Here is a 23,097-nt window from a genome sequence, read left to right as displayed (position 1 = left end):
TGGGCGCAGCGAGATATCTGGAGGCTGACGCGGCCGTTGCCGATCTGAACGTTTCCGTCGATAGCTTGCGCGAGGGCGTTGCCCGTTTGCGGGGTGCCGGACAGGATCAGGCAATCCTGCCGTCGCGCCACAGACACCCCGGGCGGGTGAAATCGGGTATCGTATCGGCTTGGGCGAACGCCCGCGTGTCCCCCTGACGCCAGACCTTCCTACCGCTCCCATCGCATGCGTCGCCTTCTTTTGCTGCTGTCCGCCCTGCCGGCGCTGAGCGGCTGTTACTCGGGCTATTCGCTGACCCAGGCCGCGGCCGATTCGGCGGCGGTCCGGCGTGTGGCGGAGCGCCCCGACCGGGCGGCCTTTCCGGTCTATCTGCACGCCGACGATCTCGCGCCCGAGGACGGCGTCAGCCCGGTTTACCAGCTGGCGCGCGCGCTGGAGCAGAGCGGGCGCTACCCGGCGGTGCTGCTCACCCGGCCGGACGGCGCGGCGATCGAGGCGACGCTGCGGATCGTTCCCGAGCCGCGGGAGAGCGAGGAAGACCTCAACGCGGCCAAGCTGGCGCTGTCGGGCCTGTCGCTGTTCCTGCTGTCCTGGGCCATGCCGCAGACGCATCATTTCGCGGCCGACTACGGGCTGGACGTGCGCTGGCCGAACGGCGCGGACCGGCACTATGCCGCCCGCTGCGAGGGCTATTCCCGCGCCACGCCGGACAAGTACCGGGATGCGCAGGTGGCGGCCAGGGCGCTGCGGCGGACCGCCTGCCTGAATGCGCTGGCCAACCGGATGGGCGACGACCATGCGCGGATGACGCGCAACCTGTCGTTCCAGGCGCCGGATGGTCGCACCAGCAGCGACGCGCCGGCGTGGGGGCAGGGCACCATCGCCCACCCGCCCGCCGCGGAAGCCGTCTGTACCACCCTGGGCTTCAAGCCCGGCAGCAAGGGCTTCGCCGGCTGCCTGATGGGCGTGTACTGAACCCGCCGCACCGCCGGCAGCCCCACCGATCGACAGCACGGGAGTTCCATGCAGATCATCCGCTATCGCGACGCCGCCGGCGCCATCCATCACGCCGTCCGCCAGCCCGACGGCTCGGCCCGGCGGATCGAGGGCGACCTGTACGGCGAATTCCACATCACCGAGGAAGTGGCCGCCGTACGGCAGTTGCTGGCGCCGGTCCAGCCCCTGGCCATCATCGGCATCGGCCTCAACTATCGCCGCCATGCCGAGGAAACCGGCGCGCCCCTGCCGGAGCAACCGGTGGTGTTCATGAAGTTGCCCGGCGCGGTGCAGCACCCGCAGGCACCGATCCGACTGCCGCGCCACCTGCGCAGCGACCAGGTCGATTTCGAGGGCGAACTGGCCGTGGTGATCGGCCGGCCGGCCCGCAACGTGCGCCGGCAGGACGCTCTGCGGCATGTGCTCGGCTATACCTGCGCCAACGATGTCAGCGCCCGCGACTGGCAGAAGCTCGGCGGCGGCGGGCAATGGTGCCGGGGCAAGACCTTCGACACCTTCTGCCCGCTGGGGCCGGTGCTGGTGACCGCCGACGAACTGGCCGATCCCAACCGGCTGAGCATCCGCACGACCGTCAACGGGCGCGAGATGCAGGCTTCGAACACGGCCGACATGATCTTCGAGGTGGCCCGGCTGATCGAATTCCTCAGCGGCAGCACCACGCTGATGCCGGGTACCGTGATACTGACCGGAACGCCGGCCGGGGTCGGCATGGCGCGCCAGCCACCGGTCTGGCTGTGTCCCGGTGACACGGTGAGCGTCGGGATCGAGGGCATCGGCGTCCTGACCAACCCCGTCGAAGCGGAGCCGCAACCGTCCGCGGGCGGCAGCGGCGCGTGAGGTCCGCGGCCGGCCGGGGTGATTCCGGGCGCTTATCGCCATAGAATGCTGCACTTTCGGCCTCGCCTCAGTCTTGAACGGAACCACTCGCCCCATGAATGCCCGCTCCTTCGCCTGCCGGCGCTCCGCCGCGCGCCTGCTCCTGGGTCTGTCCCTGCTGCTTCCCCATGCGTTCGCCCAGGCGGTGAACGGCGGTGCCGAGGGGCCCTGGGACGGGTTTCCGAGAACCCACCAGGTGCCCCGCTACGAGGATGACCCAGGGGCCGATCCCGGTTACCACTTCGGCGTCACCCAGTCGTTCTCGCCCTACCGCGATCCCGACCGGACCGAAGCCCTGCCGCTGCCGAACCCGCTGGATGATCCCGATTTCGCCAGTTACAACCTGATCGTGGTGGTGTCCAAGGCCGACGATCCCTTCTGGGGGCGTGAGCAGACCCTGCGCGTCTACAAGCGGGGCGTGGGCCTGCTGTACTACTGGCTGGTGTCGACCGGCATGGCGGGGCACGAGACGGCCGCCGGCTATTTCAGCCCGAAGAGCTTTTCCTCCCGGCACTGGTCCAGCGAGTACGACGCACCCATGCTGTGGGCGGTGTTCTTCCATGGCGGCATGGCGCTGCATTCGTCGCTGGACCGGGCCTCGATCGCCGACATGGGCAAGGCGGCGGAGTCGCATGGCTGTGTCCACGAGGAGGATTACCGGGCCGAGGAGATGTTTCACCTGATCGGCCAGAGCGGCTACGGTCCGGTCGACCAGATCAACGAGCGCACCGGCCGGCGCACGGGGCGCACGGTGAACGGCTACAAGGCCCTGATCATCATCGGGCCGGTGACGCCCTGGACCGGAACCCGCACCGCCGATGCGGGCGGCGATGCCGGGCAGCCAGCCGACGCCAGGCCGGTTGCCACGCGCCTGGTGCTGCCGGCCGCCGGGCCGGACAATGCCGGGGACAGCCCGGCATCCGTGGGGGTGGAAACCGCATCGCCGGCGCCGGCCGATGCGTCCGCCACCGGCAATGCGGCCTGGCCCCCGGACGCCGGCGATCCGCAGGACCAGGAGCAGGCCGGCTTCTAGCCGGCGGGAGAGAACGGCGAGAGAACGGCGCATGTTCCTGCCATTGCCCGCTGGCGTCCGCTGCCGGTTCCGGCGGGCCGCGATGCCGGCCATCTGCCTGATGCTGGCCGGCTGCGCCGGGAACGGCGAGGCGCTCAACGCCGGCAACGAGCAATTGCTGGCCGCGGCGGGTTTTCATCTCTACTCGCCGAAAAATGCCGAGGAGGAGGCCAACCTCAAGGCCATGCCGCAGCGCAGGGTCGTCTACATGAACGGGGCCGCCAAACCCACCTATCTGTACGCCGACCATGACGATTGCGACTGCATCTATGTCGGCGGGCAGGCGGAGGCCGACCGGTTGCAGCAGCTGGCGACCCGGAAGCAGGCTGCCGACGACAGCAGGTTTCAGGCCCGGTCGGGCCCGATGCTGTACGGCTGGGGTGGCCCGTACGTCGGCATGGACATGTTCCCCATGGGGGGTCTGTACGGCATCGGCGGCATGGGTGTGATGGGCGGCTACTGGTGAGCCGCGGCGTCCGCTCCCGGAGCATCCGGGGGCCTGGCCAGGGCCAGCGGGTCCTGCCGATAGAACCGCCGCAGCTGATCGTAGACCTCGGGATAGGCCGCCTGTAGCCGGGCCGGCCGTTCGAAGAACGACTCGCTGGCCACCGCGAAGCACTCGCCGGGCGAGGTGGCCGCGTAGCTGTCGATGGGACCCGCGATGCCGCCCGCCAGCTGCGCGTTCAGATCCGCGAACGCCGCCGAGAAGGCGCGCCGCCAGTCGGCCGCCCGCATCGCCGGGTGCAGGGGCGGGAAGCCGTCCGCCTCGCCGTTGAGCATGTCCAGCTGGTGCGCCATCTCGTGGATGACGACGTTGTAGCCTTCGCCCAGCCCGGAGGCGAGCACATCGGCCCAGGACAGGACCACCGGTCCGCGCTGCCAGGCCTCGCCCTGCCGGATTTCGGTCCATTCGTGCATGACGCCGTCCGCGTCCAGCTCGCGCCGGGGCTTCAGGAATTCATCGGGGTAGACGATGAGCGTCTGCCAGTCCCCGTACCAGTCCAGACCCAGGTTGAGGATGGGGTAGCAGGCCTGCGCCGCGATGTGTCGCCGCTGCGCCGCGCTGAGTGTCAGGCCTTGCACCGGCAGGACCGACTTGCCGTGCAGGAACAGCACGGTGAGATCGTGCAGACGCTGCCGTTCCGCAGCCGGCAGGTCGCGGAGAATGGGCAGCCCCGCCAGGGTTTCGGCCCAGTCGCGGGGGGCGATGGCCTGCCGTTGCAGGATGCGCCGCTCGCGCCAGCGCCGCAGCGAGGGTAGCCGCATCAGGTCGCCAGGTCGCTGCCCCGGCGGTGCGGGGAGCCTTGCCCCGCAGCGGATTCCTTTTCACCACTCAACGCCAATGTTCCATCCATGACCATGAATTTTGCCGCCTACCAGCATGCCCGGCGCCTGCCCGACATCAAGTTCGATCAGATCAATACGGTGCTCGGCCAGCCCGAGGCCTTCATCTGGCTGACCATCAAGGACCCGACGCCGGCGCAGCTGAAGCGTATCAAGAACCAGTTCCAGCTGCACGAACTGGCCGTGGAGGACGCCAGTTCGGCGCATCAGCGGCCCAAGCTGGAGAGCTACGGCGATACCCTGTTCATCGCCGCCCATACCGCCAGGCTGCGCGACGACGACACCACCCATGGCGAACTGCACACCTTCGTCGGTCGACAGTTCATCATTCTCATCCAGCACGGCGGCACCATCCGTTACGACCGGGTCCAGGCCCGCTGCGAAGCGGAACCCGGGCTGTTCGCGCACGGCCCCGGCTTCGCCCTCTATGCGGTCCTCGACTACCTGGTCGATCACTTCATCCTCATCGCCGCGCACCTGCAACGGAAGCTGGACGCGCTGGAGACCGAGATCTTCGAGAACCAGCTCGATGCCACGTCCATCGAGAGCCTGTACGCGCTCAAGCGCGAGGTGGCGCGGCTGCACAACGCCGCCTCGCCGATCTCCGGCATCTGCGCGGAACTGATTCGCCTGCATCCGGAGATCGCGGTGCGCGAGCTGCACCCGTACTATCGCGATGTCGAGGACCATGTCGAGCGGATCATCCGCAGCAGCGGCATGCTGCGGGAAGCCCTGTCCGACGCCATGCAGGTCAATCTGGCCCTGGTCACCGTGCGCCAGAACGAGGTCGTCAAGCGGCTCGCCGGCTGGGGCGCGATCCTCGGCATTCCGACCATGGTATTCAGCATGTACGGCATGAACTTCAAGCACATGCCGGAGTATGACTGGCCGCTGGGTTATCCGGCCACCCTGTTGCTGACCGCCTTCGCCTGCCGCGAGCTGTACAAGAAGCTGAAGGCGTCCGGCTGGCTGTAGGGGAGGGGTCCCGGGCACGGGCCGGGTCAGCCCGCCCGCGCCGCGGTCGTCAATGACAGCTCATGCAGCCGGTATCGGTTTCGCCGCCGTTTTTCCGGCCGCTCACCACGCGACTGGAGGCCCGCATCAGGGCGATGCGGACGGCGCCGGTCAGCGCCATGCCAAGCCCCAGGCGGGTGGCAAAGGCCGGAACCAGGATCAGGGAGGCGAAGGCCAGGCCGGTGCCGAGCAGCATGGCGCCGGCTTTCGGGGATGCGGACGGAATCAGGGCTTGATTGGCGGCCAATGCGGTTTCCTCGGATGCTCGGATGCTTGGATGAAAGATCGGGCGTGACAACCATCAGGAAACAATGATCATGCCATCCCGGCAATCCCCTGTTTTCCATGGGGATTCTGGCCTGGCCGGCGGGGGCGGGCGCGGAAAATGCGTGACTTCACGCAGCGGGCTGTGGCATTTGCCGCACGTTCCGGCGGCGGCCCGGACCGGTCAGGCATCGGCCGGGATGCCGGCCGACAGCAGGATGACCTCGATCTCCTCGGTAATGTCCTCCTGCCGCTGGGCGTTGTAGGCCAGCCGCAGCCGGTCGCGATCCTCGTCCAGGCGGTTGAGGGCGGTCTGCATGTGGGCATGGCGCTGGCGATTCTCGGCCAGCAGGGAGCTGTACAGCACCTGATTCAGCGCGGCATGCAGATAATGCCGGGTCAGGCCTTGCAGCAGCCGCGGCAGCGGCAGCGTGACATCCGGCGGATAGGCGCGCCGCACCGGCGCCAGCGCCGGCTGCATGGGCAAGAGCTGCCGCAGGCGCAGCCGGCCGGGTTCGGCGTCGTGGTGCAGCGCGCTCAGGCAGTGCCCCCGCCATGCCGGGGTCGCCGCCAGCTCGCTGAGCGCCGCGGTCAGGCGCAACAGGACTTTCGGCACCTCATCGGCCAGGCTGGCGCCGGCCAGTTCGAGCAGGGGCTGGGCCGAGGTGCCCAGCCGGCTGGCCAGCCGCTGACCGACGCTCAGGCAGGCCATGCCAGCCGCCGGTGCCCGCGCCTGCCAGCCGGCCAGCAAGACGTCGTTGAAATCGCCGCAGAAACCCTGCTCGGAGCCGACCAGGATGCAGATGGCCGGCCCGGTTTCGGCCAGGTCCGGCGCCGGGCGGGTGGCAAGCACATCGGCCGCGGCCTGTTCGATGGTGTCCAGCATGCGCCGCTGGGCCGGCAGGCTATCCTCCAGGGCACGAATCTCCATCAGCGAAAGGCCGCGCATGGCCGAGAGAATGCCGGCGATGTCGCCGAGGGCGCCCAGCCGCCGCGCCAGTTCACGCCGCCGGCTCATGGCCGGTATCGCGGCAGCGGGCTTGCACCGCCTGCTGCCAGTCTTCGCGGGGCGAACTGAGGGTCAGCGGGCTATCCCCGAGGCGGTGCAGCAGCCGGCTCAGGGCGTCCGCGGCCTGCTCCAGCGGCAGATCGTCGAAGCAGCCGTCGTTGTAGGCGATCAGCCAGCCGAGATGCTGCTCGGGCGTCAGCGGCGACAGGCGCTCCTGCTTCAGCAGTTCGCGCAGCAGGCGTCCCCGGCGGATGCGGGCCTCGACGCTGGCTTCGAGCCGCGAGCCGAAGCGGGTGAAGATCTCCAGTTCCTGGAATTGCAGGTAGTCGAGCTTCATGCGCCCGGCCTCGGCCTTGATGGCGGGATATTGCGCCTTGCCGCCGATGCGCGAGACCGAGCGGGTGACATCGACCGCCGGCAGGAGACCGGCGGCGAACAGGCGGGCATCGAGATAGATCTGGCCATCGGTGATCGAGATCAGGTTGGTCGGGATGTAGGCAGACAGCTCGCCCTGCTCGGTTTCCACCAGCGGCAGGGCGGTCATGCTGCCGCCGCCATGCGCCGGGGACAGCCGCGTGGAGCGCTCCAGGAGGCGTGCATGCAGGTAGAAGATGTCGCCCGGATAGGCCTCGCGCCCCGGCGGGCGCCGCAGCAGCAGGGAAATCTCGCGGTAGGCGCGGGCATGGGTACTGAGATCGTCGTAGACGATCAGCACGTCGCGGCCCGCCGTCATCCAGGCTTCGGCGATGGCGCAGCCGGCGAAGGGGGCCAGGTATTTCAGGCCCGCCATGGCGGTCGCCTCGGCGACCACCACGCAGGTATGTGCCAGGGCTCCGGTCCGGCGCAGGGTGTCGAGCGTGGCGACGACCGCCGAGCGCTTCTGGCTGATGAGGACATAGACGCAGAGCACCCCGCGGCCGCGCTGGGCGATGACGGCGTCCAGGGCCAGCGCGCTCTTGCCGGTGCCGTTGTCGCCGATGATCAGCTGCCGCTGCCCCTTGCCGATGGGGATGAGGGTGTCGACCAGCTTGCAGCCGGTGATCAGGGGCTGGTCGACGAAATCCCGCGCCAGAATGGGCGGGGAGGGGGCTTCCAGCGGTTGGCGCGCCGTGGTGCGCGGCGGCAGGCCGCCATCGAGAGGCTTGCCCAGGGGGTCGAGCACGCGGCCCAGGCAGGCGTCGCCGGCACCGATGTCGAGCGTCCGGCCGGTCAGGGCGGCGGCGGTTCCGGCGGTCAGCCCGCGGTCGCCGCCGCCCGGGTCGAGCACGATGACACCGAGGCGTTCGGCGCCGAGGTGAAAGACCAGCCCGCTGCCGCCGTTCTCGAATCGCAACACCTCGTCCAGCGCCGCGGACGGCAGGCCGTGGACCCAGGCGATGCCGTCGCCGATGGCCGCGATGCGGCCGTGCTCCTCCAGGCGCAGACGGAAGCCATAGTCCCGCAGCCAGCCGGCCTGGCGCGCCAGGGGGGAAGCCGGCGGGAACTCAGCCGGCATGGTTGGCGGCGGCGGCGAAATCGGCGATGTCGTCGGCCAGGTTCAGGCGCAGTTGCCAGGCACCCAGGGCGATGCGGAAGCCCGCCAGCAAGGCGGGATCCTCGGCAAAATCGATGGCCAGCGGACACTCCAGACGCTGGGCAAGGGCGTCGCCGAGGCGGGCACGCGCGGCCGGCGGCAAGGGAAAGGCGCTGACCACCCGGAAGCCGTCGGGCGATGCGTCCAGATCGGCCCGCAGCCGTGCCAGGGTATCGCCCGGCAGCTGCCGCCAGTCGTCCAGCAGCAGGTCGAGCAGGTGGTGCTCCACCGCCGGGGCGGACAGACGGCCGAAGACCACCCGGGCGAAGCGCTGCGCCTGGGCGATGGCAGCGGTTTCCAGTTCGTGCCGGCGGAGCGCCTGCTGCCGCGCCTCGATGGCCGCCTGCCGGGCGCGCTCCTCCGCCAGCTGCTGCTCGAGCGCCTCCAGCCGGCGGTCGCGCTCCCGTGCCAGCTCGTCCTGCAGCTGGGCCAATGCCCGCGCCTTCTCGCGTTCCCAGTCGGCCAGGCGCGCCGCGTATTGGGCCTGCTGCGTCCGGGCGCCCGTTTCCAGCTCGCGCGCCGCGGCCAGGGTGCTGTCGATGGCGGCGCGCCGCTGGGCCAGGATGGCGAGCACCGGCTGATAGAGAAAGCGCTTGAGAATCCAGACCAGTGCCAGAAAGTTGACGATTTCCAGGCCGAAGGTGGTCCAGTCGAGGTTCATGGGGCGCCCGTGTCGAGGAAATATTCCAGCAACGGATTGCGGAACAGCAGGATCAGCACGACCACCAGCACATAGATGGCCAGGGATTCGATCATCGCCAGGCCGATGAACAGCGTGCGGGTGATGGATTTTTCCGCTTCCGGCTGGCGTGCCAGGGATTCCAGCGCCTGAGTGATGGCCCGGCCCATGGCCAGGGCGGGAAAGATGATGCCCGCGGCGATGACCAGGCCGGCCACCACCGTGGAGACCAGGGCAAACCAATGGATGTCGCTCATGTCGTGTCCCCCGTTGCGTGCGAATCGGTCGGCGGCGGTGCTTCCGCCGGCGGCTCGCGGGATTGCATGCCGCCGGCGATGTAGATCAGCGCCAGCATGCCGAAAATATACGCCTGCACCAGGGCCTCGATGACATGCAGCATCAGCACCGGTACCGGCACCAGCAGTCCGGCGACCAGCAGGACCAGCAGTGCCGCCATTTCCAGGCTCATGATGTTGCCGAACAGGCGTACCGCCAGGGCCAGGGTGCGCGAGAGTTCGCCGAGGAGGTGGAACGGCAGCAGGATCGGGCTGGGCGCGAGATAGTGCCTGAGGTAGGCGCCGAGCGAACTGGCGCGGATGCCGAAGCCGTGCACGGCGAGAAACACCACGACGGCGAGGGCGGCGGTGGCGGAAAGGTCGCCGGTCGGCGAGTCAAGGCCCGGCACCAGCCCCGCCAGATTGGCGATGGCGATGAACAGCCACAGGGTGCCCATGAACGGGATCAGGGGCGTCGAACGTCCCGGCAACACCGCGGCGATGGCGGCATCGATGGCCTGGACCAGGCCTTCCAGGGCGGTCTGCACCAACCCGGGGCTGGCGACCGACAGCCGGCGCGTCGCCAGCCAGCTGGCGCCGGCCATCAGCAGCATGATGCCCCAGGTCGTCACCACGGTACGGGTCACGCCGAACGGGCCGACCTGGAAAACGACGCCGATGTTGTCCATCACCCGTACCGGCGGATGAAACACCAGACGTTGAAGATGCCCAGCACCAGGCCCAGCAGGATGCCGTTGACGGTCCAGTGGGTGGCATAGCCGGGCTGCTGGCTGTCCAGCCAGCGCCCCAGGTAGGCGCCGCCGATCAGCGGCAGGAGGAAGAGGATCGACAGCGTGCCGAGGAACACGGTCTGCGCCAGCACCGTGCGCCGGCCGCGCTCGGCCGAGCGGATGCGCTCGCTGTGGCGGCGGACTTCGCGGTGCCAGTGTTCGTCATTCATGCGTGTCCTCCTTCCAGCCGGCGCAGGCGCAGGTAGAGCTCATGCTCCAGGCGTTGCAGATGGTCCTTCACCGTTTTCAGCTCGGCTTCCTCGCGGGCCAGCTGTCCCCGCAGCAACTCGGCAACGCGCTCGTAGCCCTCGTCCAGCCGATAGCGCCGGGTCGCCAGCCGCAGGCAGTTGTCGGCAAAATACAGAATCCCGCCCGGACAGGCCAGGTAGCACCAGCCGGACCCGGCCACCTGGAACCGGGCGAGGCCGTAGTCCAGCACCGTGATCAAGGGCGCCCGGCCGGGCAGGATGCCGAAACTGCCACTTGCGTCCTGGCCGGTGAACAGCACGATGTCGGCAATGCTTTCCTGCCGGGTCGCGCCCTGCAACTGCAATACGAAGCCCGTGCTCACGCCGGCGTCGCCTCGGCCAGCGCGCCGCGCATGTAGCAAGCCTCTTCCGGCCAGGCATCGATATCGCCGCGCAGCAGCGCCTCGCAATCGTTCAGGGTGGCTGCCAGCGCCACGGCGGCGCCGGGAATGCCGGTGTGCCCGGCGACCACGAAGAAGGGCTGGGTCAGGTAGCGCTCCAGCCGCCGGGCCCGTTGCACCAGCTGGCGATCGCTGGCCGACAGCGCCTCCAGCCCGAGCATGGCGATGATGTCCTCCAGGTCGCGATAGCGCGCCAGATGCTCGCGGACCGCCTGGGCCACGCGGTAGTGGCGGTCGCCGACCACCGCGCGATCCAGCGCCCGGCTGCCGGAGGCCAGCGGGTCGACGGCCGGGTAGATGCCCTTGGCGGCCTGTTGCCGGGAGAGAATGACGGTGGTGTCGAGGTGCGCCAGGATGGCCTCCACCGCCGGATCGGTCATGTCGTCGGCGGGAACGTAGACGGCTTCCACCGCCGTGATGCTGCCGCTGCGGGTGGACAGGATGCGTTCCTGCAACTCCGCCACCTCGGACAGCAGGGTCGGCTGGTATCCCACCGTGGCCGGCATGCGTCCCAGCAGGCCCGACAGTTCGCTGCCAGCCTGTACGAAGCGGAAGGCGTTGTCCAGCAGGAACAGGACATCACGGGCGACGTGGTCGCGCAGGTATTCCGCGTAGGTCAGTGCCGACAGGGCGACGCGGTAGCGGACACCGGGCGACTCGTCCATCTGTCCGAAGACCATCAGGGTCCGCGGCATGACGCCGGCATCCTGCATGTCGTGCCAGAGCTCATGCCCCTCGCGGATGCGCTCGCCGACACCGGCGAACACGGACACGCCACGGTGCAGACGCACGATGGCGTTCATGAACTCCATGATCAGCACCGTCTTGCCGACCCCGGCACCGCCGAACAGGCCGGTCTTGCCGCCGCGCACGAAGGGGCAGAGCAGGTCGATGACCTTGATGCCGGTGAGCAGGATCTCGCCGACGCCGACGGTTTCCGACAGCGGCACGGGCGGTGCCACGATCGGCCGGCGGTGGGTGTCGTCCAGTGGCGGACCGCCGTCCAGCGGCCGGCCAAAGAGATCCAGCAGGCGGCCCAGGCAGTCGGGCGTGACCGGTATCGCCAGTCCGCCACCACCATCGAAGACCGGCATCCTGCGTTTCAGCCCGCAGGTCCGGTGCAGGGCCACGGCCCGCACACGCCGTTCGTCGAGATGGCGCAGGACCTCCAGCCGGCAGGGCTCACCGTTGAGCCACACCTGCACGGCCCGGTGCAGGGGCGGCAACTGCGCGCAGCGGATGTCGACCACCGCCCCCTGGACATCCTCGATGAAGCCCAGCGCGACGGGCTGAAGGTTCGCATCCGCTGCATTCGCCAAGGCGTTACCCCGCTTTCATGGACCGATACAGGATGTTATCCCGCCGGGCCTGCCAGGGCAAAACCCGGGTACCGGCCGGGCATCCGCTGCCGTTGGCCGCCTTTCCCGCATGTCATCATCGGCCCCCGGGTGCTGTTGCCGTCGTGCGGCCAGTCGCCCACCCTGAACGGGTACGGGTCGAAGCTCAGCCCCCTGGTCGGGATGTCCGCCGGGATCGAACGGCCCGAACAGGCTGGGTGTGGTCGAGAACAGCGGCGGTGGCGAAAAGTTGGTTGAGGATGTGCCCGCGCCTTTGAAATCGGTCTGCGAGAACGCGTTGAACGGGTAGTTCTGCACCTGCGGTATACCATAGCTCGGGAATACCGGCACGTTGACGTTGAGTGGCTGCGCGAAGCCGCACTGAGCCGCCATCGAATCCAACCTATGGTTTGTCAGCCAGCAGAGGGGGATCTCCCGGAAAGCGCGTCGGTTTCCACGCAAGATATCGCCGCAAGCCGTTGATTTTAATGTCCTATTGCGTTCGCGGGAATGTTTTTCAGGGCGCCCCGAACATGTTTTCACGCCTGCAAGAATGTGGACGGGCGAGGAGCGATATATGAAGTTTTGAAACTTGCCGATGTGGGCGCGGACGGGAAGGATCCGCATGAGTAGCGGTGGTTTTGGCAGGGTTAAAAAGGGGGCAGGGGAGGCGAGTTTGACGCCCGATGCCGGCATGGGTGTCACGACACCCATGCATCATGGAGTCGAAACCCTGCCCCCGGGTTTTTACAGCTCACCTGTACGAGACGGAATAGACGTCGGGGATTGGCCCAGATGCCGGCCGATTTTGCTGTCCTCCTGTGTCACATGCTGGACGAACCAGTCGATCAGGAAGCGTTCCACTTGGCCGGCGTCGATGGCACAGATCTGCAACCCCAATATCTTGTTGTTCAGCATCTCGATCAGGGTGTAGTGCAGTAGCCGATGGGCTTCCAGATCGGGATAGCCGCTATCGGCCATGACATTTTCCTCACTGTAGAAGTGGAAGCGGGCGTAGAGGGAGAGTTCGTTGAGGATACGGTTCAGCTTGACGGGCATTGTCTGGTTATTAGACGAAACCGTCCCGTGGCTCTAGAGTCACTCGTGCCGGCCGGGCCCAACGTGCCCGGCGCGCCAGAAGCCCCGGATGGCGGGCGGACACCCTGCCATTCGCGACCGTTGCGGTGTGGCGTCGGCCACCTCAAGGAGACACGACCATGAACAAAAAGTTTGCCGGAACCCTGCCAGCCATCTGCCTGTGGGCCGTGGCGCTTCAGCCAGTCCAGGGCGCCACCTTGCCGGCACCCGTGCCACGGGTGATCGTCAGTACGGCGTCGGCCTGGGGAACCGCCGCCGACAGCTGGGCCGGCTATACCGGGGCGTTGCAGCTCTGGCTGCCATCGGACACGCCGGCAGGCTGGACGTTGACATTCCGTTCAGCCGACCTGGGACGGCAGGCCGCCGCCGCAGGGTTCTGGAATGCGGTGGTGACCTACGATGCCGCGACGCAGCGCTTTACCGTCGCGGCGCCATCCTGGAGCGGCGCCGTCGCCGCGAACAGCGTGCTGAATGTCGGCTTCAACGGTCAGGGCGTGCTCGATCCACATGTCGTGCTGGATGACTGTACCTTCAATGGGCAGCCTTGCGTGGCGGCGGTGATGAGCCCCGGCGATGCGCAACAGACGCTGGCCGGCCTCTCATCCGGCACGGATAGCGGCAGTGGAGGCACGCCCGCGCCCGGCAACGATCCGCCCGCTGCTGGCGGTGACCATCCGGGTGGCACGCCGGGCGCGCTGGAAGTGCTGTTCTCGGTGAACAGCCGCTGGGCAGGCGGCTATGGCGGCAACATCACCGTCAAGAACCTCTCCGCTGACGCCCTGCCTGCCGGTGGTGGCTGGCAGGTACGGCTGAAATTTCCCGATCTGGCCACCGCCCGGGATGTCTTCAGCAGCGGTCCCTGGAATCTGCAGGCGACGATGGCCGATGACGGAACGGTCGTCTTGGGTCCGCTGGCATGGACAGCTGCCGTCACGGCGGGAGGGTCGGTCAGCAGCGGCTTCAATGGCGGCTCCCTGGCGAATCTGCGCAAAGCGGCCAGCGTGGAGGAATCCGTCGCAGTGGTTTACGACAGTTCCGTCGGTACGGGCGATGGCGGCGGAACCACGCCGCCCACCGATCCCGATCCGGTCGACGACGGGGAAGGCTTGCCGACAGGTTCGCTGCCGGGACATTTCCTGTTCAGTCCCTACAAAGATGCCGGCATTTCCATGAACTGGAATACCAACGTGATGTCGACCATGGTCAGCGGTAGCCTGAAGCCGCTGCTGGACGTCCTGCCTGCACGGGTGCCCGCCGTGACCTGGGCCTTCGCCACCGGTGAATGCGGTCGCGAAAACTGGGCCGGCATCGCGCCGGAATCCCTGGCCGCCGCGAATGTGAGCAACTTCGTCGCCGCCGGCAAGAACTACGTGGTTTCCACCGGTGGTGCGGCGGGCGCCTTTCATTGCGGCAGTCCCGAGGGCATGCGCACCTTCATCAACCGTTACGCATCGAGGAATCTGGTCGGCGTGGACTTCGACATCGAGGCTGGGCAGAGCACCGCCGACATCGAGAGCCTGGTCCGGCAGGTGGCAACGGTCCAGGCGGATTATCCCGACCTGCGCTTCAGTTTCACCATCGCCACCCTGGGCTCCAGCAATGGCGGCGCATTGACTGCGCCTTACGGGGATCTGTCGGTAACCGGCTATCACGTCATCCAGGCCTTGAAGCAATATCCGCTGAACAACTACACCATCAATCTGATGGTCATGGACTATGGCAGAGCGGGCAGCGGTGTCTGTGTCCTTGACCACAACGGACTCTGCGACATGGGCGAGACGGCCATCCAGGCAGCCAAAAACCTGAATGCCCGGTTTGGCATACCGTTGAGCCGCATCGAGCTGACGCCCATGATTGGCGTCAACGATGTGACGGATGAGCTGTTCTCCCTGGCCAACACCGACACCATGGTGGCCTGGGCATTGGCCAACGGGCTGGCCGGCGTGCATTTCTGGTCGGTCGACCGCGATACGCCGTGCAATCAGAGCCATGCGTCCCCGATCTGCAGTTCCGTGCCCACGGTTCCCGCCTGGGGCTGGACGCATCGCTTCGCAACAACACTGGGGCTGTAGCACGCTGTATCCACAGGCCATCCGTACGCCTCTCGCGCTTTGCCGCGCGAGAGGCGCAGGTGCAGGCAGTGGATGGCTGCCTAGAGCATTGTCAAGAGCACGCAAGACAATTGCGCATAATGTATATTATGTTAAATAAATGCGTGATCGGGGGCATCGCTCGGGAAAACGCATGTGGATAGGTATAACACCGTGATAAGCCGCTAGAATGCGGCATCGAGTTTTCAGCGACACAGATCCATGTCATTGCGTTTCCTGTCTTCGACGCTCGCCATCCTCCTGCTCACGGCTTGCCAGCCGGATGCCGAACTGCAACTGTCCGGCTCCATCCAGGGCACCACCTACCATCTCAAGGCGGTCACGCGCGGCGTGGTTGTCGATCGTAAGCAGTTGCAGGCCGACGTCGAAGCCGTTTTCCGTCTGGTGGACGAACAGCTCTCGAACTGGCGCGAGGATTCCGTCATTTCGCGCTTCAACCGCCAGAAAACCACCGACTGGCAGCCGGTCACGCCAAGCATCGTCCAGTTGATCGCGGTGGCACAGGACATCCATGCCAAGACCCAAGGGTGCTACGACCTGACGGTCAAGCCGCTGTTCGAGCTGTGGGGCTTCACCCGTCATGAGCAGACGGTACCGGACGCCAGCGCGATCCGGGCGGTCATGACCCATGTGGGCATGGACAAGCTCGAGCTCGACGCCGCCAACCATCGGCTGCGCAAGCAGGACCCGGAGTTGCAGGTCAGTCTGGATTCCATCGCCCAGGGCTATACGGTGGCGGTGCTGGCGCAGGCGCTGGAAAACCGGGGCATCACCGATTATCTGGCCGAGGTCGGCGGCGAAATGAAGGTCCGCGGCAGCAAGGCCGACGGCACACCCTGGCGGGTCGCCATCGAGAAGCCGACGCCGATGGCACGCGAGGTGCAACGCATCCTCGAACTGCACGAGGCCAGCGGCGTGGCGGTGATGACCTCTGGCACCTACCGCAATTTCTTCGAGGCCGGCGGCCAGCGTTACTCGCATATCCTCGATCCGCGCACGGGCCGGCCCGTCACGCACCGGTTGCTGTCGACTACGGTACTGGACGAGAATCCGACCCTGGCCGATGCCTGGTCGACCGCCCTCCTCTGCGTCGGCGAGGTCGAGGGTGCCAGGCTGGCCGAATCCGAAGGTCTCAAGGCCCTGTTCATCTATGGCGAGGATGGGCAGCTGAGGGAAAGCATGAGCAGCCATTTCTCGGCGGCGCCTGTGGCGCGCTAGGGGCGGGGAGGTCGGGTCGTGTTTCCGAGCTGGCCTCGTGCAGTTCGAGGATGCGTTGCACCTCGCGCGCCATCGGCGTCGGCTTCTCGATGGCGACCCGCCAGGGTGTGCCGTCGGCCTTGCTGCCGCGGACCCTCATTTCGCCGCCGACCTCGGCCAGATAACAGGAGGGTCTTTTGCCGCCGCTACCGCTCCGGCTGGACCACCGGCGGCGAACATAGGGAACCGCCCTCTTGCTCTATCGCCGGACGGCAGACGCGTCGTCGCCAGGCTTACGGGGAAGCACCATGATCGACAAGCAGGTTCTCAAGGCGGTGCGCATCAAGCCGGGCGAAAACGTCCGCCTGCGGGAAATCGACACCCGCTGGCCGAATGGCGGCCTCAAGGGCGACCTCGACCACTACCGGTCGCTGGCGACGGAACTGCTGCGGGACAACCTGGAGCAACTGGCCCAGAAACAGGAGCTGCTGTACGCCGACGACCGCCATGCCCTGCTGATCATCCTGCAAGCCATGGACGCGGCCGGCAAGGACAGCACCATCAAGCACGTCATGTCCGGCGTCAATCCGCAGGGCTGCCAGGTGTTCTCCTTCAAGCGCCCCTCCGCCGAGGAACTGGATCACACCTTTCTCTGGCGCTGCATGCGTGCCCTGCCCGAGCGCGGCCGCATCGGCATCTTCAACCGCTCCTATTACGAGGACGTGCTGGTCACGCGGGTCCATCCGCAATGGCTGGAACAGCAGCAGTTGCCGGACGGCAAGCGTGGCAAGCGGTTCTGGCGCGATCGCTACGAGGATATCAACGGCTTCGAGCGGCATCTGGCGCGCAATGGCACGGCGGTCCTGAAGTTCTACCTGCACCTGTCCCGCGACGAGCAGAAAAAACGCTTCCTGGACCGCCTGGATGAACCTGACAAGCACTGGAAGTTCTCGCTTGCCGACCTCGCCGAGCGTGCGCACTGGGATGACTATCTGGACGCCTACGATGATGCCATCGCCGCGACCAGCACCGCTTGGGCACCCTGGCATGTGATCCCGGCCGATCACAAGTGGGCCTGCCGCGCACTGGTCGCGGAAATCATCTGCAAGACCCTGGATGGATTGAACCTGCGCTATCCGCGGGCGACCGAGCAAGATCGCGCCGCCTTGGCTGCCGCGCGGCGGCAACTGACGCAGGAATCCCGATGAATGAGCGGCGCCGGCTACCGGCGCCCTGCCCCGCCATGGCGATCGCCGCCCGTGCGACGGGATTCCCGCAGGATCCAGCGACCACCCAATTTCCCGAGACCCGGAGCGTTCGCCATGTCCGCCAGCCGTAACACCCTGAATCGCGAGACCTTCTCGCGCGTTGTGAACATGATCCGCGCCATCCTGGCGGATGAGTCCGTCGGCCGCAGGGTGTTGCTGTACTCGGCCGGCATCGTCCTGTTCCTCCTGTCGATCAACGCCCTGAATGTCCTCAACAGCTACGTGGGGCGTTTTTTCATGACCGCCATCGAGGAGCGCGACCGCGCCGGTTTCTGGTGGTACGCCTTGCTGTATGTCGGGGTCTTTGCCCTTCTGACCCTGATCGCGGTCAGCCTGCGCTACACCGAGGAATCGCTGGGGCTGCTCTGGCGCAACTGGATGACCTGGCACCTGTTCCGGCGCTATGCCGATCATCGGGTCTATTACCGGCTGGAGAACGATGGCGACGAGGTGGAAAACCCCGACCAGCGGCTGACCGAGGATGTCCGCTTCTTCACCACCACGACCCTTTCCTACGCGCTGATGCTGGCCAATGGCGGCCTGACCGTGCTGGCCTTTTCCGGCGTCCTGTGGAGCATCAGTCCCCTGCTCTTCGGCGTGGCGGTCGCCTATGCCTCACTGGGTACCTGGCTGACCATACGCCTCGGCCACCCGCTGGTACAGCTGAACTATGACCAGCTCGACCAGGAGGCAGACTTCCGCGCGTCGCTGATCCACCTGCGCGACAATGCCGACGCGGTGGCGCTGGCGCGGCGCGAGGGCCTGTGGATCATTCGCGCCGGGCGTCAGCTCGATGCACTGACCCGCAACTTTCAACGCATCATCCGCGTCAACCGCAATCTCGGTTTCTTCACGACCGGCTACAACTGGATGATCCAGATCATCCCCGCCCTGTTCGTGGCGCCGCTGTTCATCGAGGGTCGGGTTGAATTCGGCGTCATCACCCAGTCTGCCGTCGCCTTCACCCAGCTGCTCGGCGCCTTCTCGCTGATCATCACGCAATTCCAGTCGCTGTCGTCCTATACCGCGGTCATTCGCCGCATCGGCTTGCTGGCCGACACGGCGCTGCGCGACGAAACCGGCGAGGTTGCCATGAGCCAGGCACAGACCGAACAGTGGCGTGACCGCGACCACGTCAGCTACGCCAATGTCAGGTTGCTGTCGCGCCAGGGAGACCGGGCACTGATCGAGAACCTGACGGCCGACATACCGGCCGGTCAGGTGGTCCTCGTCCACGGTCCCGAGGAAACGGCCCGCCTGGCCCTGTTTCAGGCCACCGCCGGGCTCTGGCCGATTGCCGAAGGCACCCTGGTGCGGCCGCCGCTGGAGCACATCCTGTTCGTCACCGAGCGCCCGTACCTGGCGCCCGGTACGCTGCGCGAGATGTTCCTGAAGCCGCACCCGGAGACCGGCACCGACCGGAGACGGCTGCCGGAATTGCGTCCGCGCGAGCTGTGCCCGCCCGTGGACGCCATTCACGCCTGCCTGCGCGTGGTCGGGCTGGGCAAGCTGCCCGAGAAATTCGGTGGCTTCGAGCAGGTACAGGACTGGGACAGCGTGCTCTCGCTGGCAGAACAGCAGTTGCTGGTCATGGCCCGTGTCCTGGCCAACCGGCCCCGGTTCGTGTTCCTCGACCGTCCGGGGTCCTCGCTGCCGCCGGACAAGCTGCTGGCCATTCTCAAGCTGCTGCGCCGGCGCGGCATAACGCCGGTCGTCTTCTCCGACCGTCAAGAACCTGCCGGATTCTTCGACGCCACGCTCGAACTCAGGCCAGATGGCAAGCCGCGCTGGATGGGGCCGGACAAGCCCGGGGCACCGGAGGGCAGGCGTAGGAGGACGGCACGGAAGCCGGCTTGAAGCCGTGCTCCCGCGGCAGGGACAATCACGCCCGTGGCGTGGGTTCCCGGTTGCTCAGTACAGGCAACGATAGGCATCCAGGGTGTTGGCAACCGTTTTATCCCAGCCAAACCGGCTTGCCTGAATCGGGCCACGTTCAGCCAGGGCGGCATGCCGTCGCGTATCGGAAAGCAACAGCGACATGGCCGCGGTGATCTCCTCCTGACAGAGCGGGTCGACCAGGCACGCCGCCTGTCCCCCCACCTCCGGCAAGGAGGCGAGATTCGAACAGATCACGGGAATACCGGTGGCCATTGCCTCCAAGACCGGCAGGCCAAACCCTTCATACAGGGATACACAGACAAACAATCGCGCACCTGCATAGATCACGGGCAAGTCGGCTTCCCGGACATAATTGAGGTAGATCAGCCAACCTGCCGACTGGCCGGCACGCATCCTGGCATGTATCTCCTGGCTGTGCCAGCCCGGGTTTCCGACCAGCACCAGCGGGTATTCCCGCTTGATGGCGTCCGGCAAGGCCTCGTAGGCCTGGATCAGCCCCAGCAGGTTTTTCCGCGGTTCGATTGTGCCGACGGACAGCAGGTAACGGCCTGGCTGCAAGCCGTAGGCACCAAGCCGGGCTGCCAGTGGCTCATGGAGACGCGGATAATAAGCCGGATCCACCCCCAGGTAGACGGTTTTCACGCGGTCCTCAGGCAACCGGAAGGCTTCCAGTATTTCCTGGCGCGAGAATTCCGAATCCGTCAGCACCAGATCGCAGCGCCGCAGGATCTTGGGAAACAGGCGCAACAGATGATTGACCCGTTCCCTTGGATGGAACTCGGGGAAACGGATAACCGACAGATCATGGATGGTGCTGACCCGCAAACCAGGAAACGGCGGCAGGGCATAGTTTGGCGAATGATAGATATAGTTCCGGTATCGCCTCGCCTTCAGATACTTGATGCCGGGTGACAGGGTCCGGCCAACCGTGCGTCGGGTTGCCCTGAGGACGGATGTCCAGCCGGTTTCGGCATCCGCCGTCCGCTGCTGGGCAGCCAGCGGTACCGTCTCAACCAAGGTGGTTTCATGGGCTATCCAGCGGTACCGGCGCAGCAACCTGAGATGACCGACCGCCGGATGTTTCCGCAAGCCCTTGGCCAATTCGTAGGCATAGCGCCCGATCCCCGTCAGGGGTGCCTGGATGGCGTCGGCATCGAGAATGATATCAAAGCTTGACATGCTGCCCTGTTGTCGCTGGCATTCGGTGGGTGTTCCGGGAGGGTTCTGCATCCAGCATCCATTGCAGGGTCGCCGACAATGGATATTCCGGTAATGCACCTATGGCCGATTGCAGGCGGGATGGATCGCCAACCAGCCGGTGGACTTCCTGGGATCGCACGAATTTCGGCGTGACGCGTATTGCTGGGCGATGGGCGGACAATGTCCCCAACTGCTCAAGCACGTCACGCAGGGCATAACCCTTGCCGGAGCAGATGTTGTAGGTACAGCCGATATCTGCAGATACCAACAATCTGAGATAGGCCTCGCATACCATTCTTACATCGTTGAATTCGCGCTCGACCTCCAGATTTCCCACCTCCACGGCGCTGGCCCTGGCACGAAAACATTCCACAAGCTTGGGTACGATAAAGGCGGAATCCTGGCCTCTTCCGGTGTAATTGAACGGCCTGACGAACACGATGGGCAACCGGTTGGCATAAGCCCGCGCCATGTGCTCCATCGCCAGCTTGCTGGTCGCGTAATGGTTGATGGGGGCAGGACAGATCGTCTCATCGATGACCGGGACGCTTGCGTTGCCGTAGATGTTGGCGCTGCTGGCCAGCAAGATGCGTTCCACGGATACCCCGCGCGAAAGCAATGCCTCCAGCAGATGCAGGGTGCCCAGCAAATTGACTTGATAGAGGGATTCCGGGTCGGCATGCCCGGTAAAACTGATGGCTGCCAGGTGGACGACATGGGTATAGTCGATGGCAGCCAGTTCTCGCGCAATGGCAGCCGGATCCCGCAACTCGAAGACAGGTGAAACGACTTCATGCCCTTGCCGCTCGGCCGACTCCCGGAAATGCCGGCCGGTGAATCCGCAAGCCCCCGTCAGCAGAATCTTCATGGCGAGAGCATCAAAAACTGAAGCCCTGCCGATTGCGACGGAGATCGGCCTCCACCATCATCTGGCACAGTGCCTCCAGCGTGGTCTTCGGCTTCCAGCCCAGCCTGTCCCTGGCATACGACGGATCACCAATGAGAACATCCACCTCCGCGGGACGGTAAAAATCCGGATTTACCCGTACGACTACCTGGCCAGCACGCAATCTCCTCTCGCCTGGCAACGGCACCTCTTCGGACACAGAGTGAATCACGCCGATTTCCTGCTCATTCCGGCCAGAAAACTCCAGCTCCGCACCCACAACCTTGAATGCCAGACGCACGAAGTCGCGCACAGTCTCGGCACGATTTGTTGCCAGCACATAGGTATCCGGGATATCTTTCTGCAGCATTTGCCATACCCCTTCAACGTATTCCTTGGCAAACCCCCAGTCCCGCCTGGCATCCAGATTGCCAAGTTCCAGACAGTCGATCCGACCCAGCGTGAGTTTGGCCACGCTGTCGGTAATTTTCCGGGTAACAAACTCGCGTCCTCGCAACGGGCTTTCGTGATTAAAAAGAATGCCGCTGCAGGCGAAGATGCCGTAACTCTCGCGGTAATTCACCGTCATCCAGTGCGCATATAGCTTGGCAACCCCATAAGGACTGCGGGGATAGAACGGTGTGTCCTCTTTCTGGGGGATAGCCTGCACCTTGCCGAACATCTCGGACGTGCTGGCCTGATAGAAGCGAATGCCAGGGTCGACCAGTCGGATGGCCTCCAGCAGATGCAGTGCCCCAATCCCGGTGATCTGCGTGGTGGTGCCAGGCTGTTCAAACGACACCCGGACGAAACTCTGCGCGGCAAGGTTATAGATTTCCCGGGGTCGCACGCGCTGCACCAGCGCAATACTGGTTCCCAGGTCCGTCAGGTCATATTCCACCAGATGCAGATGCGGGTGATGCCGCATGCCAAGCTCCTCGATCCGCCAGAAATTGACAGAACTGCTGCGGCGATAGGTACCATAGACCGTGTAACCTTTGTCGAGCAGTAACTGTGCCAGATATGCACCATCTTGGCCGGTAATACCGGTGATGATTGCAGTTGTCATGATGTATGAAAAAAGCTGTCTTGCTGCCAGGCACAACAATATGGAAAGTATCTTGAAGAGATGGGCTAAGTCAACAGAATTTCCGCCGCATGACTAAATATAATATTTATTGTTCTGGCGGTCTTTCGATAATCAACAGATATGATGTTGCCACAAAGCCATCCATGAGGAGTTTTATGTGGTATTTGTCACCCTGGAAATATGGGGGAAGATCAGGCTCGAAATCCTGCTGACTGTTACCGCAATCAAAGTCAGGCTCCGCCATCCTGTAAGCTGTCCCGGACAGTTTTTCATATAAATCCTCAATATCGCTTCTGCGATAGATGACGTTATCACCCACGGCCACCGTATCGGCATTGGAAGACACGTTATATTCAGTTGTATGGACGGCTATGCCGCCCGGCTTCAGGAGCTCCAGGGACTTCTCGATGAACTGGAAACCGGCATCCAGTGACCCAAGATGCTCTAG

Annotated in this window: 26 protein-coding genes; 10 read left to right on the top strand and 16 right to left on the bottom strand. The window is 65.6% G+C overall.

Annotated features, from left to right (window positions below):
- The 5 genes from ACYQ1H_RS13215 to ACYQ1H_RS13195 all read left to right on the top strand — a co-directional run.
- A partial coding sequence (locus tag ACYQ1H_RS13215; protein WP_460028509.1) for a hypothetical protein occupies positions 1–197 on the top strand: 197 nt, incomplete at its 5' end.
- A gap of 28 nt (positions 198–225) precedes the next feature.
- Positions 226–975 carry a hypothetical protein gene (locus ACYQ1H_RS13210; protein ID WP_460028508.1) on the top strand — a complete coding sequence of 250 codons (750 nt, stop codon included), beginning with the start codon at positions 226–228 and terminating at the stop codon, positions 973–975.
- 48 nt (positions 976–1,023) lie between these two features.
- The gene (locus ACYQ1H_RS13205; protein WP_460028507.1) at positions 1,024–1,854 is read left to right on the top strand and encodes a fumarylacetoacetate hydrolase family protein; all 831 of its coding nucleotides are present in this window, start codon (positions 1,024–1,026) and stop codon (positions 1,852–1,854) included.
- Between the two features lie 94 nt (positions 1,855–1,948).
- Positions 1,949–2,926, top strand: coding sequence for a L,D-transpeptidase (locus ACYQ1H_RS13200; protein ID WP_460028506.1), 978 nt, complete (start codon positions 1,949–1,951; stop codon positions 2,924–2,926).
- A gap of 31 nt (positions 2,927–2,957) precedes the next feature.
- Complete coding sequence (locus ACYQ1H_RS13195) at positions 2,958–3,431, top strand: hypothetical protein (protein WP_460028505.1); 474 nt, start codon at positions 2,958–2,960, stop codon at positions 3,429–3,431.
- On the opposite strand, the gene ACYQ1H_RS13190 is transcribed toward ACYQ1H_RS13195, so the two are convergent.
- Positions 3,422–4,231, bottom strand: coding sequence for a M90 family metallopeptidase (locus ACYQ1H_RS13190; protein ID WP_460028504.1), 810 nt, complete (start codon positions 4,229–4,231; stop codon positions 3,422–3,424). The genes ACYQ1H_RS13195 and ACYQ1H_RS13190 overlap by 10 nt on opposite strands.
- Before the next feature lie 87 nt (positions 4,232–4,318).
- Here ACYQ1H_RS13190 and ACYQ1H_RS13185 point away from each other — a divergent pair, with 87 nt between their 5' ends.
- Complete coding sequence (locus ACYQ1H_RS13185) at positions 4,319–5,284, top strand: magnesium and cobalt transport protein CorA (protein WP_460028503.1); 966 nt, start codon at positions 4,319–4,321, stop codon at positions 5,282–5,284.
- Positions 5,285–5,333: 49 nt separating this feature from the next.
- Here the strand turns inward: ACYQ1H_RS13185 and ACYQ1H_RS13180 are convergent, their stop codons facing one another.
- The 10 genes from ACYQ1H_RS13180 to ACYQ1H_RS13135 all read right to left on the bottom strand — a co-directional run bounded on the left by ACYQ1H_RS13180 (position 5,334) and on the right by ACYQ1H_RS13135 (position 12,959).
- Positions 5,334–5,570: a hypothetical protein gene (locus ACYQ1H_RS13180; protein WP_460028502.1), complete on the bottom strand. Its 237-nt coding sequence runs from the start codon at positions 5,568–5,570 to the stop codon at positions 5,334–5,336.
- Positions 5,571–5,771: 201 nt separating this feature from the next.
- Positions 5,772–6,605 carry a F0F1 ATP synthase subunit gamma gene (locus tag ACYQ1H_RS13175; protein WP_460028501.1) on the bottom strand — a complete coding sequence of 278 codons (834 nt, stop codon included), beginning with the start codon at positions 6,603–6,605 and terminating at the stop codon, positions 5,772–5,774.
- Complete coding sequence (locus ACYQ1H_RS13170) at positions 6,589–8,091, bottom strand: F0F1 ATP synthase subunit alpha (RefSeq protein ID WP_460028500.1); 1,503 nt, start codon at positions 8,089–8,091, stop codon at positions 6,589–6,591. Before ACYQ1H_RS13170 ends, ACYQ1H_RS13175 begins: the two co-directional genes overlap by 17 nt.
- Positions 8,081–8,830, bottom strand: a complete 750-nt coding sequence (locus tag ACYQ1H_RS13165) for a F0F1 ATP synthase subunit delta (protein ID WP_460028499.1) — start codon at positions 8,828–8,830, stop codon at positions 8,081–8,083. The genes ACYQ1H_RS13170 and ACYQ1H_RS13165 overlap by 11 nt, the downstream gene beginning before the upstream one ends.
- Positions 8,827–9,105 carry an ATP synthase F0 subunit C gene (atpE, locus tag ACYQ1H_RS13160; protein ID WP_460028498.1) on the bottom strand — a complete coding sequence of 93 codons (279 nt, stop codon included), beginning with the start codon at positions 9,103–9,105 and terminating at the stop codon, positions 8,827–8,829. The genes ACYQ1H_RS13165 and atpE overlap by 4 nt, the downstream gene beginning before the upstream one ends.
- Positions 9,102–9,812: a F0F1 ATP synthase subunit A gene (locus ACYQ1H_RS13155; protein WP_460028511.1), complete on the bottom strand. Its 711-nt coding sequence runs from the start codon at positions 9,810–9,812 to the stop codon at positions 9,102–9,104. The genes atpE and ACYQ1H_RS13155 overlap by 4 nt, the downstream gene beginning before the upstream one ends.
- Positions 9,812–10,084: an AtpZ/AtpI family protein gene (locus ACYQ1H_RS13150; RefSeq protein ID WP_460028497.1), complete on the bottom strand. Its 273-nt coding sequence runs from the start codon at positions 10,082–10,084 to the stop codon at positions 9,812–9,814. Before ACYQ1H_RS13150 ends, ACYQ1H_RS13155 begins: the two co-directional genes overlap by 1 nt.
- Positions 10,081–10,485, bottom strand: a complete 405-nt coding sequence (locus ACYQ1H_RS13145) for a F0F1 ATP synthase subunit delta/epsilon (protein WP_460028496.1) — start codon at positions 10,483–10,485, stop codon at positions 10,081–10,083. Before ACYQ1H_RS13145 ends, ACYQ1H_RS13150 begins: the two co-directional genes overlap by 4 nt.
- On the bottom strand, positions 10,482–11,882 hold the full coding sequence (gene atpD, locus ACYQ1H_RS13140; RefSeq protein WP_460028495.1) for a F0F1 ATP synthase subunit beta: 1,401 nt from the start codon (positions 11,880–11,882) through the stop codon (positions 10,482–10,484). Before atpD ends, ACYQ1H_RS13145 begins: the two co-directional genes overlap by 4 nt.
- 765 nt (positions 11,883–12,647) lie before the next feature.
- Positions 12,648–12,959 (bottom strand): bacteriohemerythrin, encoded by a 312-nt coding sequence (locus ACYQ1H_RS13135; protein WP_460028494.1) that lies wholly within the window; start codon positions 12,957–12,959, stop codon positions 12,648–12,650.
- 158 nt (positions 12,960–13,117) lie between these two features.
- On the opposite strand from ACYQ1H_RS13135, the gene ACYQ1H_RS13130 reads away from it, so the two are divergent.
- The gene (locus tag ACYQ1H_RS13130; protein ID WP_460028493.1) at positions 13,118–15,070 is read left to right on the top strand and encodes a cellulose binding domain-containing protein; all 1,953 of its coding nucleotides are present in this window, start codon (positions 13,118–13,120) and stop codon (positions 15,068–15,070) included.
- 240 nt (positions 15,071–15,310) lie between these two features.
- Positions 15,311–16,327, top strand: a complete 1,017-nt coding sequence (locus ACYQ1H_RS13125) for an FAD:protein FMN transferase (RefSeq protein WP_460028492.1) — start codon at positions 15,311–15,313, stop codon at positions 16,325–16,327.
- On the opposite strand, the gene ACYQ1H_RS13120 is transcribed toward ACYQ1H_RS13125, so the two are convergent.
- On the bottom strand, positions 16,254–16,487 hold the full coding sequence (locus ACYQ1H_RS13120; RefSeq protein ID WP_460028510.1) for an FAD:protein FMN transferase: 234 nt from the start codon (positions 16,485–16,487) through the stop codon (positions 16,254–16,256). The genes ACYQ1H_RS13125 and ACYQ1H_RS13120 overlap by 74 nt on opposite strands.
- Positions 16,488–16,614: 127 nt before the next feature.
- Here ACYQ1H_RS13120 and ACYQ1H_RS13115 point away from each other — a divergent pair, with 127 nt between their 5' ends.
- Complete coding sequence (locus tag ACYQ1H_RS13115) at positions 16,615–17,514, top strand: polyphosphate kinase 2 family protein (protein ID WP_460028491.1); 900 nt, start codon at positions 16,615–16,617, stop codon at positions 17,512–17,514.
- 114 nt (positions 17,515–17,628) lie between these two features.
- On the top strand, positions 17,629–19,431 hold the full coding sequence (locus ACYQ1H_RS13110) for an ABC transporter ATP-binding protein/permease (RefSeq protein WP_460028490.1): 1,803 nt from the start codon (positions 17,629–17,631) through the stop codon (positions 19,429–19,431).
- 54 nt (positions 19,432–19,485) lie between these two features.
- Here the strand turns inward: ACYQ1H_RS13110 and ACYQ1H_RS13105 are convergent, their stop codons facing one another.
- The 4 genes from ACYQ1H_RS13105 to ACYQ1H_RS13090 form a co-directional block, all read right to left on the bottom strand.
- Complete coding sequence (locus tag ACYQ1H_RS13105; protein ID WP_460028489.1) at positions 19,486–20,652, bottom strand: glycosyltransferase family 4 protein; 1,167 nt, start codon at positions 20,650–20,652, stop codon at positions 19,486–19,488.
- Positions 20,639–21,541 carry an NAD-dependent epimerase/dehydratase family protein gene (locus ACYQ1H_RS13100; RefSeq protein ID WP_460028488.1) on the bottom strand — a complete coding sequence of 301 codons (903 nt, stop codon included), beginning with the start codon at positions 21,539–21,541 and terminating at the stop codon, positions 20,639–20,641. Before ACYQ1H_RS13100 ends, ACYQ1H_RS13105 begins: the two co-directional genes overlap by 14 nt.
- A 10-nt stretch (positions 21,542–21,551) precedes the next feature.
- On the bottom strand, positions 21,552–22,628 hold the full coding sequence (gene gmd, locus ACYQ1H_RS13095) for a GDP-mannose 4,6-dehydratase (protein WP_460028487.1): 1,077 nt from the start codon (positions 22,626–22,628) through the stop codon (positions 21,552–21,554).
- A gap of 106 nt (positions 22,629–22,734) precedes the next feature.
- On the bottom strand, positions 22,735–23,097 hold a 363-nt coding region (locus ACYQ1H_RS13090), incomplete at its 5' end, for a hypothetical protein (protein ID WP_460028486.1).

Source organism: Methyloparacoccus murrellii (assembly GCF_054657115.1).
Note: the sequence above shows the minus strand (reverse complement) of the source record. Positions and strands in the feature narration are given on the sequence as shown.